We start from the raw sequence: 14808 nt of genomic DNA on the forward strand, positions 1-14808 counted from the left end.
CTTTTTTGATAAGTAATAACGACCATGGTTTACAGTCGCTTGGATATAAAGTAATGAGATAAAGTGGCAACGTCAGCAAAATGTCAGCAATGAGTTATGAGCATATAACGCGAATACACATTAAAGGACACCACGCTCTATAGGCTACGATCCACGGTACGTGCTATAACCATGGGCACTCAGTAGTAGCGGCACGTGATAGTGACTGGCATCATTCACCACAAAATCGATAATGACTTGCGGATAAAACGCAGTCAACTGCTGGGCATCAAAATAAGACTGAGTATCGAAAGTCACGGTATAGCGTCCGATGCTTAGCTGCTGCGCTGCGCTATCAAGCGTGGTATCAAACTGCCAAGCATCTGGGGTGACACGGCCATCTTCATTAGTCGTACCGTGTGCAAGTAGGGTGGCGTCGCCGCTGTCCTGTATACGGTGTAAGGTGACAGCAATATTGGCGGCAGGCTTACCAAGATGAGTATCCAAGATATGTGACGATAGGGTGGCAGACATGATGCTTCCTTTATATTTATTAACGATGTAAATTCAGTAGCGATGTGAATGAGTCTAGAGTGATTGATGAATAAACCATTGTATGAATGTTGATCTTACGGTTCATCAAGTCGCAGTTATCTATGCCTGACCGAATAATTTATGTAGACGTAGGCGTGTGATCTTGTTTTGTTCAGTGGCTGCGTTCGCCAGCTCAGTGGTACGCTCATTAGGTAGACGAGCCAGTAGTAAATCAAGCATTTGCTGCGCGCTTTTGCCAGTGGCAAAGACGATAAAAATAAAACCAAACTTTTCCAGATAGTCCTGATTGCCTTTGGCAAGTGCTTCGAGCACATCGTCAGTTGCATCATTAGCACCTGACTGCTCGTGGGCGGCGCTACCTTGTGTATTGCGATATTTTTCTTTTAGGGTTGCCACGTTACCGATTTGTGGATGACCATCGAACGCTTCTAGCAAGTCGGCCTCGTTGGTTTGTACCTCATGCCAGATAGTATCGCTACTCGTTAGCAGTGTATCCAAATCTGTAAAAGGACGCGCATCAGCAAGTTTGCTCGCCCACGTGCTGCTGGTACAACACGTTAGAAGGTACTCGGCAGCCAACTCTTGAGACAGATCATTAAATTGCGCTAAGGTTAAGCTCACGATGATATCCTTTTATAATATGACAGGCCGTTTACCTATCGGGTAACGGTTGTCTAATAATGATTTATACATTATGGTTATGGGCATAAATGTGACGGTAGCAGTAGACGTTTTACTATATCCATTTGCTATATCCATGTTGTTTTGCATGCGTATATATTTCACTTGCTGCATTTAATTCTTTATTGTTAATAACCATGATTTGTGTGGGATAGCATTGATAATAAAAAACTGCTTTACCGCATGAATGCTAACAATTCAATGGTAAAAAAGCATGGCAACATGATTTTAGTAGTAATGTGATGAATTTATAGTTACCATTTTGCTAAAACCTGACTAATTGGTCAACTGTTTTATTAGAAATATTTTTATCCAGAGAATAATGCTGCACAACTCTGTGCATTGACAACCAAACGTCTCAGGAAAAATAACGACTATTTTGTCGAACCTGCCACTCGGAGTGAGATACCACTACCATGACTAAAGACAACCAAAAAGAAGATACCTTTACTACTGACGCGCCCTCGCATCGAAGCCAGCAAGCGACGCGTGCACACAATCAATCTCTAATACTGGCAGCAGCCGAAGAGGAGTTTGTGCTACAAAGCTATCGCGGTGCTACGATGCAAGGAATTGCGGATAGAGCAGGGCTACCCAAAGCCAATGTTCATTACTATTTTAAAAACAAAAAAAACCTGTACATGGCGGTACTGCGCTCAATCATTCAGGAATGGAATGAGGGCTTGGTCACCATGACCGTAGAGAGTGATCCAAAAACTGTCATTGAAAAGTTCGTCCGTACCAAATTGCATCAAGCCTTTGCTAACCCGAATCGTCATAAACTGTTTGCTATTGAGGTTATTGGCGGTGCGCCGCACTTACACGAGTTTATGTCTACCACGATGAAGGACTGGGTAAACGATAAAGCACAAGTCATGAAAGAATGGCATAAGCAAGGAAAGATAGGTATTACGGATCCCTTGCAACTATTGATTTTGATATGGGCGACGACCCAGCGCTATGCTGAGTTTGAGATAGAAATTGTCGGCTTAATGGACAAGACCGCTTATGATGCAGAAGACCAGGCACGCGCAGAAGCGTTTTTAGTACCCTTTATTCTGCGAGGTTGTGGGCTAGGGTAATTACGGATTAAAGTCACAGGCTTTATGTCGTATGGGTTGTCTACGTTGAGTAGTCTACCTTTCATCACCAAGCAGTGATACTGTGCTTTTCGCTGTTTGGTGATGAGAGGTTGTCAGTCAAGCTCAGTAAAGATCAGTCAGTTAAGAACAGCCAGATAAGATAAGTCAGCCAAGCGTAGTCAATCAAGCACTACGTACAGAGGCTTATCAAGCTGTTTCTTGAGCTTGCTCTAGTGAGTCATCTTGGTGCTGCGCTTTTGTATCAAATTCAACGCCGTAATTCTTCGGTAAAATCATATCAAGCGTAATCGCGACAATTCCTGACATCGTCACTGCTGAGCCAAAGATATTCTGAAAAAACTGCGGGGTTTGTGACAGTACATCAGGTACGAACGCAATACCTGTCGCCAAACCTAGAGAGGTGGCGATAATCAATACATTACGGTGGGTGAAGTTCACGGTAGACAAGATACGGATACCCGCAGTCGCTACAGTAGCAAACATCAATAGCGTGACACCGCCAACGACAGGTTTGGGTAATTGCGTAAAAACAGCCCCAAGCACGGGGAATAATCCCATCAAGCACAATATACCACCAACATAAAAGCCGACGTAGCGACTGGCAATCCCCGTCATCTGAATTACGCCGTTGTTTTGGCTAAAGGTAGTGACCGGAAAGGTATTAAATACCGCCGCAATCAGAGAGTTGACACCGTCACCCAATACACCGCCTTTGATGCGTTTTTCATAGATAGGGCCTTTGATTGGCTCCCCTGATATCATCGAGGTAGCCGTCAGATCGCCAGACGTCTCAATACTGGTAATGATGTACATAAAGGCAATAGGAATAAACGCCTGCCAATCAAAACCAAAGCCATATTTGAACGGTACGGGCACGGTAAAAAACGCCGCCTCAGAAACCAATGAAAAGTCAATACGACCCATAAAGACGGCAGCGACGAGTCCAAGCATCAAACCGATAAAGATAGCGCTTGAGCGAATAACCTTATTATTAATAATGCTAATGAGCACGACGCTTGCAAGTACGCCACCACCTAAGAGTAAATTTGAAATACTACCGAAATCCTCCGCACCAAACCCGCCTGCCAAATCAGTCAAACCTACCTTGGTTAAGGACAAACCAATCGTGACAATCACGCACCCTGTAACAATAGGGCTCATAAATGATTTGAGCTTGGTGATAAATTGACTCAAAAATATCTCAACAAATGCACCGAGAAATGAGACGCCAAAGATAACTGATAAAATCTCTTCAGGACTTCCGCCACGGTTTTTTACCACAAACCCTGCGGTCAATACCGCCGCTAAAAACCCAAAGCTGGTACCTTGTAGCGCCATTAACCCAGAGCCCACAGGACCTACTTTTCGAGTTTGAATAAAGGTTGCTACCCCAGAAACAATCAAAGACATGCTGAGAAGGTAGGGGATATGCTCACCCAAACCTAGAGTACCACCGATAATTAGGGAGGGAGTGATAATACCAACAAAGGCTGCTAGCACATGCTGTATAGCACCTAAGAATGCTTTGATAGGGGTTGGACGGTCATGCAGTTTATATAGTAAATCGGTATTTTCTGGAACGTTTTCACTCATGGTGGTTTCCTCCTAAAATAACTACTTTGCACCCTCGCAACGGCATATATCAGACAACATGGCAATCAAATGGATCTCAGATAACATGGAGGTCATTAGATAAGAGTTAATATCTAACCTTTGAGCATTTTTTTATCGATTTATACAATGGGGGCACACATCCGATTGAATACTAGCCAAAAAACATATATTTGTTGGATAGTATTGTTAAAGTCTGACCATTTGGTCAGGTCTACTTAGGATATAGATAAATTATGAGTGAATGCAATGTTTTTTTTGGTACTAGCAGGTTTACGTGATTGTTACGTCTTAGAAAGAAAGGGTTAACCTAAATAGAGAGGTTTTAGAAAGTAAGTACCGTTAGATAACAGTCCATCTAGTTGCATCTATACTTCAAACACCCACAAAAAAGCCCCAACCATACTCATTACGGTTGGGGCTTTTTTGGATAGCTACATTGCAATAAAATCGCAAGTTTATTTTGGACTTGATGACCATACTGGTGAGCGAATGATGCCTTGTCCTGACTTACCAAAGGCTGCACCACCATTGAGTGATTTAATCGTCAGTACACCTTTGCCGCCTTGGGTCGACGCATAGACCACACGTTTACCATTGGGCGAGAAGCTTGGCGCTTCGTCGATACCAGTATTACCGAGGTTGGTCGTTACCGCGCCACTGTTATTCATAATAGCGGCTGATCGACCACTCAAAAAGGCAATTTGCGTCCCATCACTACTAAACTGTGGACTGGTTGCATAGCCACCATTGGACACTTTGGTTGTGCGTCCTGAGCCGAACTCATAACGATAGACTTGCGGCTTATTAAACCCTGTTTTGTCACTGACATAGACAAATGACTTGCCGTCAGGGGCATAACTTGGCTGTACTTCACTGCTTGGCAAGTTGGTGAGTCTTCTAGGCGTACCGCCGCTGACACTCATCTCATAAATATCAGCGCTGCCCTCAAAGCTACTGGAGAACAGTATCTTGCTACCATCAGGAGAGAATGATGGGCTTAGGTTACTACCAGAAAAAGGTGTCAATACGCTGGCACCGCCGCCACTGACGTTCTGAATGTAGATGACAGGGTACGACTTTTCACGTTGTACAGAGTAGGCGATACGATTGCCATCAGGTGACCATGCTGGTGAAAAAATAGACCCTGCTACTTCGGTAATGGTTTTGGCATTTTCCCCATCAGCATCCATTACTTTTAGACGAGAGACTTTTTGCTTGCCAGTGCCTGTCTCTTCAATGTAGGCAATGCGTCCCGAGAAATCCCCTGGAATACCAGTAATCAGCTCATAGACCTTATCTGCGATCACGTGGCCGGCGTAACGCATACTTTCTCTGTTGTTATCTGCCGTTAGGCTTTGCTTCCCCTCTAGCACGCGGCCAGATTTAACATCGATAACCTCGTAATCGGTGACGACTTTGCCACGATTGGTGCGGGTGCTACCGACAACGAGATAAGGGATGCCCATGTTTTGCCACACAGGTAGCGTACCTGCCAGCTCGCTACTACTGCGCGGCTGCTGCGGCAAGTTTTGGCTGGTAACTGTCAGCTCTGTGTTGCTCAAGTCGTTTAGGATGATAGGAGATAAAACAGAGTCGCCTGCGAATGGTACAAACGCGACTTGGTTCTGTTGAACAGGAATATCATAGTCGAGTTCTAGTACGACAGGTGCTGCTAGCAAGCTTTGCGAAGCAAGCAGTGCCGAGGTGCCAGTCAATAAAGAGACGAGTAGTTTTTTATGAGTACGCATGAGTTAATTGAGCTCCTAACAGTAGTATGATATTCATTTTTATAGTCAATAAGGCACGCATTTAAATAGAAAAAACCGATACGATACAAGCCGATTAACGTTACGTTATCAATAATACAAGACGCTAGCAACTGATTAGTTGCTACCTCTGAACTGTATGGTAAAAGTAGGGTATTTAGGATCATCAGTATTGATGGGTAGGCTACCTGTATTGAGCACGGCTTGTTTGGCGGCTTCGTTGACGGTGTTATCAGGTCCGGAGGCGGTAACATTGATGACGTCGCCATTGGCATTGACAGTAATGGTCAAAGTAGCACGCTGGGTGGAACCTCTCGCTGCGGTAGGCGGTGTATAATTACGCTTGATAAGATTTATAATCTCGTTGTTGCTGGCACCGCGGCTACCACTTGAGGCGGAACGACTGCTGCCTCTAGAGGTGCTAGCCGTTGAGGTATCACCTGTGATGGTTGACTGGCCATCAGATAAGCTAAAGGTTCGGCCGGCATTACCAGAACCACCGGTATCAATCTCTATATTACGATCGTTGGCAGTAGGTCTTTTTATTTTAGGTGGATTGTTTTGTTTATGGCGAAAATCCCCAAGCCTTTTTTGCTCTTCGATCATCTGCTCTCTTTTATTTTGTTCAACTTGCTCGAGCTCTTCCATAGTTGTCTCGTCCAACTGAGATGCCCACTCGGCCATTCTGCGCTCATATTCTTGGTTTTGTTCACGCAATCGCTGATGCTGCTCTTCGCTCATGAGCATGGGCTGACTGGCTGGCTCGTCAGATCGTGTAAATACAGGAACGCGCTGAGAATCTGGTTGGCTTGCGCTTTGAGTGCTGGGGCTACTGCTTGATGTTTGCGGTTGGGTACTACTGGATGAGTCGCTGGTGCTACTTTCCATTTGCATGGCACTTGCTGCTGCACGGTTGGCCAGTATCTGTCCTTGCATCTCAGCGAGCTGCTCAGGCGATACCATTACGGTTTCGATGCTACCAGAGGTTTCGACGTCAGCGGTTTGATAGTTATAAACCAGTACACCGATGATAAGACCATGTGCTAGCAAGCTGAGCAACGTAGGTAGGGTCAGCCCGTTGCTTTCAGGTTCGGTAGGTACATAGACGGCAGGCGCATTATGCATGGTATGGATACTCATGAACGGTGGTTATCAGAAACGAGAATTATCGGATTTGGTACTGAGTCAGTATTCATGGGGTGTGCCACTATTGAAGCGCAGGCGTCGATAGAGGTGCACCAGTCAACAACCCCACCTTTTCAATACCGGCCTGCTGCAAGGTCGCCATTAGCGTCATGATAGCGCCGTATTGGTTATTTTGATCGGCATTGATCATTACTTGCAATGGCTCGGCGTTGGTACTACCGCTCTGAGACTGTAAGTTTGATAGTGTGTTGATCAGCTCAGGCTCACTCATAGGTAAATCGACGTTGTTCTCATAGCTGACAAAAATCTCACCATTATCAGTCAAAGAGACAATAACGGGTAATTGGCTCTGGCTCATCGTATTGGTCTGCTCTTTTGGCAAATCAACATCGACACCTGTAATGAGCATCGGCGCGGTCACCATAAATATCACCAACAGCACCAGCATGACATCGATATAAGGCACGACATTCATCTCTGCATTGAGTGCTTTTTTCTCACGGCGATAGGGGTTTGGTTTCATAGCCCATTCACCTGACTGGCACTCACTTGAGTTTCTCTGTTGACAGGGCTTTGAACGCTAGTCTCACGCTGTAGCATGCCTGTCATCTCATCGCAGAATAATGCACGTGAGTCATAAAGGTTGCTCGATTTTGCAGTGAAATGGTTGTAAGCCAGAACTGCAGGAATAGCAGCAAATAATCCCATCGCCGTTGCAATTAATGCCTCGGCGATACCGGGTGCAACAGAGGCGAGGGTAGCCTGCTCCGTTTGTGACAGCCCCAAAAAGGCATTCATAATGCCCCAAACAGTGCCAAATAAGCCAATATAAGGCGCGACCGAACCGATACTGGCAAGCGCCGTCAGTCCTGACTCTAGCAGCTGCTGCTGGCGACCTAGGCCCACGCGCAACTTACGCTCGACACCATCGATAATATCGTCTTTGGGTTGACGTTTTTTATGCATTCTGAGATATTCTGAAAATCCCACATAAAAAATCTGCTCAAGCCCTTGGCGATCAGGTGAGCCTTGGATACCTTGATATAGCTTTGCCAGGTCTTCACCTGACCAAAACCAAGTCTCAAACTGCTGATCAAAGTTTTTGGCCGTACCGAGACGCGCACTCATACGAAAAATAATAACCCAACTGAGTAAAGACGCTAATAGCAATAACGCCATCACAATCTGTACCAATAAACTGGCTTGGGTAATAAGATCAATAATATTTAATGATTCAGGCATGTAATGGACTCACGGATAATTGACAACAGCTGGATTGAATAAAAGTATATGAACCAGACCAACCTCAAAATATAATGCTTATGCTTTATTGGTCGCCCTCAAGGCAATGCTACGTCTACAACAGCAAAGATAATTGCCCAATAGGGGTCGAGCTATGATTAAGGTATCGACACAATAACCCCCTAGTGTACTTCTAAATGAAAGAAAGGTCATTATTAATGTGTTAAACAAACAGATAGCGGATATATCAAATGGCAAGTAGCGAGTATATATAGAAATAATTGCAGAGCAACGAACGCTTTTATTGACAACTGATATACCTAAATACACTTAGAGTAATATAGAGAGTCGCGTATTTGTATAGACGTTTAGCCCTTACGCCAGTGGCATCTCGAATTGTGTTTTTGTACGAATTAGGCATTATCAGCGATTGAGTTTGTAAGATAACTGGTCTAATATGTTACGCTTTGTTACTACATTATTCTCACTGTGGCGTCGTCATTTTTGCTGAAGTTACGTTTGATTTTAAGTAGTGGTGACTTTTTATTGGCCAGTCGGGGGCGACACTTATGAATGCAATTGAACGCTATTTTGGGATCAATGGTGAGAATACCACGATCAAAACAGAAATCATCGCTGGTATAACCACGTTTTTGACGATGGCATATATCATCTTTGTGAACCCAAATGTTTTAGCTGATGCGGGGATGGATAAAGGGGCAGTATTTGTAGCGACATGTGTGGCTGCAGCGATAGGTTGTTTTATCATGGGTATATATGCCCGACTACCAGTAGCGTTAGCACCAGGGATGGGGCTCAACGCTTTTTTCACCTATGGTGTTGTGCTAGGCATGGGCTATGCATGGCAAACAGCGCTAGGTGCAGTTTTCTTATCGGGTTGTATCTTTGTACTGTTAAGCCTGTTTAAGATCCGTGAAGCGATTATTAATGCGATTCCAAACTCTCTCAAAAACGGCGTAGTCGCTGGTATTGGCGCGTTCTTGGCTTTCATTGCGTTGCAAAGCGCTGGCATTATTGTCAATCATGACGCAACCTTGGTTGGTCTTGGTGACATGACGTCATTTGGTCCTGTTATGGCCTCATTGGGTTTTGTGGTTATTATCGGCTTGTCTTACAAAAAAGTACCAGGCGCGGTTACCATCGGTATTTTATTGGTTGCTCTGATTAGCTTACTAATGGGCTATACACAGTTCACGGGTATTATCTCTACGCCACCTTCAGTTGCGCCAACGCTAATGCAGCTTGATATTGCAGGTGCGTTCGATGTGGGTATGATCAGTGTGATCTTTGCTTTCTTATTTGTCGATTTATTTGATACGGCTGGTACTTTGATTGCAACCACTAGCCAAGCCAAGCTGACCGATAAAGACGGCAACATTCCTAATATGGGCAAAGCACTATTGGCTGATTCGTCAGCGACAGTAGCAGGCTCTTTACTGGGTACGTCATCGACGACCAGCTATATTGAGAGTATCTCTGGTATCGCGTCAGGCGGCCGTACAGGCTTAATGGCAGTGACTGTTGGTGTGTTATTTTTATTCAGTATCTTCTTCTCGCCGCTAGCTGGTATGATCCCGGCGTATGCAACGGCTGGTGCAATCTTTTATGTTGCTGTGCTAATGATGGGCACCCTAAAAGACATCAACTGGAGTGACTTAACAGAAGCGGCCCCTGTAGTCGTCGTGTTGTTATTCACACCGCTGACATATTCTATCGCTGATGGTATTGCACTAGGTTTCATTACCTTTACTGCGGTAAAAGCTATCGCAGGCAAGTTCTCTGACATCAGTATCGCGGTATGGATTTTGACTATTATACTACTGGTTAAGATTGTCTTCTTGTAAGGTATAACCAGACATTAGCTAGTATCTAAAAAGCAAACCCTCTTTATCATTGGATGATAAAGAGGGTTTTTCTTTGTCAGTAATGTAGATCTACAGCTTCAGCTTTCACCCTTACATTTTGGGTGTTTGTGCTGGCTTTTGACATGCCAAAAAACAGGCAATAGTAAATAGAAATATATAACCAAAGCGTCATAGTCAATAAATTGCTTGTAAGCTATTGTTATTTATGTATATATTAATTTATGAAATTAAGAAAAATTCGTTAGTTTGAAATTTTTTTTCATGATATTATAGCCGAGTTAAGCGCATCACCTCAATCAACGCCGTAGAGGTTTTTCTTACAGTGAATTAGCACATAAAGATGATAGATTTAGGCTCTCTCAAGCGATATCTGGTCATCACACTCCTTTCACTACTAACAAGAAGAAGGCACTAATGCCGCTTAATTTTTCGTTGTTGCCTTTGTATTGTTAACGTAGCCCGTTTAACAGTCGAACGACCTACTTAACCGTCTCCAGCATGTGCTGGATTTTCTAGTTTTGTGATGGCGCCGTTTGGTCTTTTGATTATTGCTGTGAATATCCGTCAATAACCTCTATTTTTTGATAGCGGTTACGAGCAGTTATACAGGACGATCAGACTTCCTAAAGCACCATTTATTATGGTTTTTAAACGATAGTTATGGAGTTGTTATGAACCCAGTAGACCAGTTTACCCCGCAAGAGCCGATTTTGTTCAATCCTGTTGATTTGCTGTCGCCAGAGTATCTTGCGCAGTCAGCAGCAGAGCTACATAAGCGTGTTTCGCCATTATATAGCGTTGATGAAGAACGTTGGTTGTCTGATTTATTGCCACTTGCCAAGCCTAGTATAGAAGAGCGCGATGCTGCTGCTGAGCAGACACGCAAACTGGTTGAGCATGTGCGTAATGACGGTAAAGCCGTCAAGATGGTTGACTCATTATTGCTTGAGTATAGCCTTGATACCCAAGAAGGTATCTTGCTCATGAGTTTGGCAGAAGCATTGATTCGTGTACCAGATAATTATACGGCTGATGCGCTGATTCATGACAAAATGAGTGTCGCTGATTGGAAAAAGCACATCAAAAATGACAATGGCTTTATGGTCAATGCTTCTACATGGGGCATGATGATGACAGGCCGTGTTGTTAGTATCGATAGCAGCACCACTGCATCAGGCTTCTTAGATCGCATGACCAAAAAGATGGGCGAGCCTGTCATTCGTAGTGCCATGCAAAAAGCCATGCGTATCATGGGTCACCAGTTTGTATTGGGTGAGACTATTGAAGACGCTAATAAAAACAGCCAACCATATCGTAATAGAGGCTATACCTATTCGTTTGACATGTTGGGTGAGGCGGCGATCACGCACAAAGACGCTGAAAAATACTTCAATGACTACCTGCATGCGATCAGAGCAACGGCTAACGTCAAAGTAAAAGAAGGCATGCCTAAGCCGTCTGTTTCTATCAAGTTGTCAGCACTGCATCCTCGCTATGAAGCCACGCAAGAAGCTCAGGTTATGGGGCTATTGCGTCAACGTTGCCTATTGCTTATAGAAGCTGCGCGCGAAGTCAATGTCGATATCAGTATCGATGCTGAAGAAGCAGATCGCCTTGAGATTTCTCTAAAACTATTTGAGTCTTTGTACCGTGATAATTTGACGGCTGGCTGGGATGGTTTAGGTATCGTCGTACAAGGGTACTCTAAGCGTGCTATCGCTGTATTGGCCTGGCTTGCTCGTATATCGACTGAAGTAGGCGACCGTATTCCAGTACGTCTGGTAAAAGGCGCTTACTGGGACACTGAGATCAAACTTGCTCAGCAAAAAGGTCTATCAGGCTATCCGGTATGGACACGCAAAGAAGGTACGGATACCGCATATCTTGCTTGTGCGCGTTTCTTATTGTCAGAGCAACTGCGCGGTCTTATCTGGCCACAGTTTGCCACGCATAATGCCCATACACTGTCGTCAATCATGACCATGAGCGCGCACAGAGACTTTGAGTTTCAACGTCTGCATGGTATGGGTGATGCGCTTTATGATCATATTTTGCAAGCTTACGAGATCCCTGTACGTATCTATGCACCAGTGGGCGCACACAAAGACTTGCTACCGTACTTGGTACGCCGTTTGCTTGAGAACGGGGCTAACAGCTCGTTTGTTCATCAGTTGCTAGACAAGTCTTATCCAATTGAAAAGCTAACCGTACATCCGTACGACAAGCTACTTGCTAATGCCACTTTGCACAATCCAGATATCCCATTACCACTAGAGATTTATGGTGAGCGCCGTGCAAGCTTTGGCCCTAATATATTTGTTGAGTCGCAATGGCTGCCGTTCAAATCAGCTATTGATAATCATCTAAATAATAAATGGTCAGCGACACCTATCATCAATGGTCAAGCAGTTAATGAGTATGAAGTAGATGGTGTCACTCATCAGCTAGATGCGCAGACTGTACTTGCGCCTTGGAACCACGATGTAAGCGCTGGTGAAGTCAAATACGCCAATGCAGCATTGGCTCGTCAAGCGATTGACGTTGCTGTCGCTGGACAAAGCATGTGGCAAAACGTGAAAGTCACTGAGCGTGCTGCTATCTTGCGTAAGATTGGTGAGCTATTTGAAGAAAACTATGCTGAGCTGATGGCACTATGCCAAGTCGAAGCAGGTAAGACCATGCAAGACAGCATCGATGAAATCAAAGAAGCCGTTGATTTCTGCCGTTTTTATGCGGATGAAGCAGAGCGATTAGACGACGTTGTACATGAGTTCACCGATTTGTCTGGTAAGCAATCCCGTCAAGTGTATAAGCCACGAGGCACCTTTGTTTGTATTAGCCCATGGAACTTCCCATTGGCAATCTATACAGGTCAAATCGTAGCGGCACTAGCAGCAGGTAATACTGTCGTGGCTAAACCTGCCGAACAAACCAGCTTAATTGCTCATTTTGGTGCACAGTTGATGTATCAAGCGGGCGTACCAGCCGAAGCGCTACAGTTAGTTACTGGTGCAGGTGATGTGGGCGGCGCATTGACAGCTGCTGACAATATATCAGGGGTGATATTTACAGGTTCGACGCAAACTGCCCAGCGTATCAACCAAAGCTTGAATGATCATGCACAAGCCAGCGGTGAGCTGCCTGTCTTTATTGCTGAGACTGGTGGTCAGAATGCTATGATTGTTGATTCAACAGCATTGCCAGAGCAAGTCGTGAGAGATGCGGTGCTATCAGCATTTGGTTCAGCGGGTCAGCGTTGTTCAGCTTGCCGCATACTATGCGTGCAAGAAGAGATGGCTGATGACTTGATCGAGCTACTACAAGGCAATATGGCTGAGCTGTCTGTAGGCAATCCTTTGTATGCAGCGACAGATGTAGGTCCAGTTATTGATGCTGACGCTAAGCATGGTTTGGAGGCGCATATTGCGCGTATGGATGCTGAACCGACTGCTACCATTTTGGCGCAAACGCCAATGAGTTCAAGCTCAGTGGTCAGCCAAGAAAAATCTACCTTTGTACTGCCAACCGCAATCGAAGTCAAAAGCATTGACGTCATCGGCGGTGAGCACTTTGGTCCCATTCTACATGTACTGCGTTATCAAGCGCGTGATCTGAATAAGCTGATTGATGCTATCAACAATACAGGGTTTGGTCTGACGTTGGGTATCCATAGCCGTATCGAAAACACGGTTGAGCACATTGAGCGTCGTGCTTTTGTCGGAAATACCTACATTAACCGTAACCAAATCGGCGCAGTTGTAAACGTCCAGCCATTTGGTGGTTGTGGTTTATCTGGTACTGGTCCAAAGGCTGGCGGGCCGCACTATGTTGCGCGTCTGATGCAGCTCAAATCAGAGTCAGTCAATGCTGCACAACCAGCTGCTAGCATGACAGCGACAACCACCCAATCTACCACTCAAACAGAACTCGCATAAGGAGTAGCAACATGGCGACTGAATTCAAAAAAAATCATGCCCAGATTTGTGAATCTTGGCGACTACTTGGCGCAGTCAATCGCGCAACGTACCTGCAAGCGGCAGTGTCAAAACTGGCGCTGCTCACTGGTGATGCTAATAAAGCAAAGCGTTTGTTCAACCATCTATTGAGTGCGGCTCCTAGTCTAGATGAGACGCACCGCATGACGGGTGCAACTGGCGAGTCAAACGACTTGTATGTGACTGGCCGTGGTAAAACCATGGTCATCGGCGGTGAGTCTGCTAGAGCCATGGCCGTACTAGGACAACTTATTGCTGCGCTATTGACAGGTAATGAAGTCATACTACATTGCCCAAGCCAAGATGACATGTGTAGCGAAGCGGCCAAGATACTACATGATACTGGTATCAGCGAAGACGTACTGAGCGTTGCTAACGACTCACAAACGGTCACGCTTTTATATATCGACCGTCTTGCGCAAGTGGCAGTGTCTGGTAGTCATAGCGAAGTACAGGCGATCAGTCAAGAGCTTGCCAATACTGACGGTATTTTGACCCAAGTCATCAGCGTCACTGATATGGAAGGCCTATCAGAGATGCTGACGCCTGATTATTTGCATCGGTTTGTCACTGAGCGTGTTAAGACTATCAATACCACAGCAATCGGTGGTAACGCGAGCTTGCTTGAGCTGGGTACAGAGTAGAGTAGTTGCATTAATTACGAATCCGCTTAGCTTTTATAGTAACTATTCATAATAGCAATCTTCACAAAGGCTAAGCGGTGTTTGGTAACCCTATAAGTACCAAACCAGTAATTGTATAAGATATATAAGAAAAAACCGCTATCTGAGTAATTATCAGATAGCGGTTTTTCTTTGCATTATTTAACTGAAATTTTATT

General features: G+C 44.8%; 11 protein-coding genes. 4 read left to right on the forward strand and 7 right to left on the reverse strand.

Features of this window, described 5'->3' with window-relative positions; all coding sequences use genetic code 11:
• Positions 1-144 precede the first annotated feature (144 nt).
• On the reverse strand, positions 145-513 hold the full coding sequence (gene uraH, locus AC5JPT_RS01485; protein ID WP_493856815.1) for a hydroxyisourate hydrolase: 369 nt from the start codon (positions 511-513) through the stop codon (positions 145-147).
• Positions 514-633: 120 nt separating this feature from the next.
• Positions 634-1155 (reverse strand): 2-oxo-4-hydroxy-4-carboxy-5-ureidoimidazoline decarboxylase, encoded by a 522-nt coding sequence (uraD, locus tag AC5JPT_RS01490; RefSeq protein ID WP_493856816.1) that lies wholly within the window; start codon positions 1153-1155, stop codon positions 634-636.
• Positions 1156-1631: 476 nt separating this feature from the next.
• On the opposite strand from uraD, the gene AC5JPT_RS01495 reads away from it, so the two are divergent.
• Positions 1632-2297, forward strand: coding sequence for a TetR/AcrR family transcriptional regulator (locus tag AC5JPT_RS01495; protein ID WP_493856817.1), 666 nt, complete (start codon positions 1632-1634; stop codon positions 2295-2297).
• Positions 2298-2504: 207 nt separating this feature from the next.
• Here the strand turns inward: AC5JPT_RS01495 and AC5JPT_RS01500 are convergent, their stop codons facing one another.
• From AC5JPT_RS01500 to tolQ, 5 genes are all read right to left on the reverse strand, one after another.
• Complete coding sequence (locus AC5JPT_RS01500; RefSeq protein ID WP_493856818.1) at positions 2505-3911, reverse strand: nucleobase:cation symporter-2 family protein; 1407 nt, start codon at positions 3909-3911, stop codon at positions 2505-2507.
• Positions 3912-4387: 476 nt separating this feature from the next.
• Positions 4388-5680, reverse strand: a complete 1293-nt coding sequence (locus tag AC5JPT_RS01505) for a translocation protein TolB (RefSeq protein WP_493856819.1) — start codon at positions 5678-5680, stop codon at positions 4388-4390.
• A 135-nt stretch (positions 5681-5815) separates the two neighbouring features.
• On the reverse strand, positions 5816-6838 hold the full coding sequence (locus AC5JPT_RS01510; protein ID WP_493856820.1) for a cell envelope integrity TolA family protein: 1023 nt from the start codon (positions 6836-6838) through the stop codon (positions 5816-5818).
• 67 nt (positions 6839-6905) lie between these two features.
• On the reverse strand, positions 6906-7367 hold the full coding sequence (tolR, locus tag AC5JPT_RS01515) for a protein TolR (RefSeq protein WP_493856821.1): 462 nt from the start codon (positions 7365-7367) through the stop codon (positions 6906-6908).
• On the reverse strand, positions 7364-8086 hold the full coding sequence (gene tolQ / locus AC5JPT_RS01520; RefSeq protein WP_319050324.1) for a protein TolQ: 723 nt from the start codon (positions 8084-8086) through the stop codon (positions 7364-7366). The genes tolR and tolQ overlap by 4 nt, the downstream gene beginning before the upstream one ends.
• Positions 8087-8655: 569 nt before the next feature.
• Between tolQ and AC5JPT_RS01525 the strand changes: the two genes are divergently transcribed.
• The 3 genes from AC5JPT_RS01525 to AC5JPT_RS01535 all read left to right on the forward strand — a co-directional run bounded on the left by AC5JPT_RS01525 (position 8656) and on the right by AC5JPT_RS01535 (position 14611).
• Positions 8656-9951: an NCS2 family permease gene (locus tag AC5JPT_RS01525; RefSeq protein ID WP_493851708.1), complete on the forward strand. Its 1296-nt coding sequence runs from the start codon at positions 8656-8658 to the stop codon at positions 9949-9951.
• 692 nt (positions 9952-10643) lie between these two features.
• Entirely contained in the window at positions 10644-13907 is a 3264-nt protein-coding gene (putA, locus tag AC5JPT_RS01530; protein ID WP_493856822.1) for a bifunctional proline dehydrogenase/L-glutamate gamma-semialdehyde dehydrogenase PutA, read from the forward strand.
• A gap of 11 nt (positions 13908-13918) precedes the next feature.
• Entirely contained in the window at positions 13919-14611 is a 693-nt protein-coding gene (locus AC5JPT_RS01535) for a 1-pyrroline-5-carboxylate dehydrogenase (RefSeq protein ID WP_493856823.1), read from the forward strand.
• Positions 14612-14808 lie beyond the last annotated feature (197 nt).

Source organism: Psychrobacter sp. H26, from assembly GCF_059073035.1.

Bases quoted from the DNA above. Each gene is read 5' to 3' on its own strand.
- uraH (WP_493856815.1), bottom strand. From the start codon at position 513: ATGTCTGCCACCCTATCGTCACATATCTTGGATACTCATCTTGGTAAG.
- AC5JPT_RS01495 (WP_493856817.1), top strand. From the start codon at position 1,632: ATGACTAAAGACAACCAAAAAGAAGATACCTTTACTACTGACGCGCCC.
- AC5JPT_RS01500 (WP_493856818.1), bottom strand. From the start codon at position 3,911: ATGAGTGAAAACGTTCCAGAAAATACCGATTTACTATATAAACTGCAT.
- AC5JPT_RS01505 (WP_493856819.1), bottom strand. From the start codon at position 5,680: ATGCGTACTCATAAAAAACTACTCGTCTCTTTATTGACTGGCACCTCG.
- AC5JPT_RS01510 (WP_493856820.1), bottom strand. From the start codon at position 6,838: ATGAGTATCCATACCATGCATAATGCGCCTGCCGTCTATGTACCTACC.
- tolR (WP_493856821.1), bottom strand. From the start codon at position 7,367: ATGAAACCAAACCCCTATCGCCGTGAGAAAAAAGCACTCAATGCAGAG.
- tolQ (WP_319050324.1), bottom strand. From the start codon at position 8,086: ATGCCTGAATCATTAAATATTATTGATCTTATTACCCAAGCCAGTTTA.
- AC5JPT_RS01525 (WP_493851708.1), top strand. From the start codon at position 8,656: ATGAATGCAATTGAACGCTATTTTGGGATCAATGGTGAGAATACCACG.
- putA (WP_493856822.1), top strand. From the start codon at position 10,644: ATGAACCCAGTAGACCAGTTTACCCCGCAAGAGCCGATTTTGTTCAAT.
- AC5JPT_RS01535 (WP_493856823.1), top strand. From the start codon at position 13,919: ATGGCGACTGAATTCAAAAAAAATCATGCCCAGATTTGTGAATCTTGG.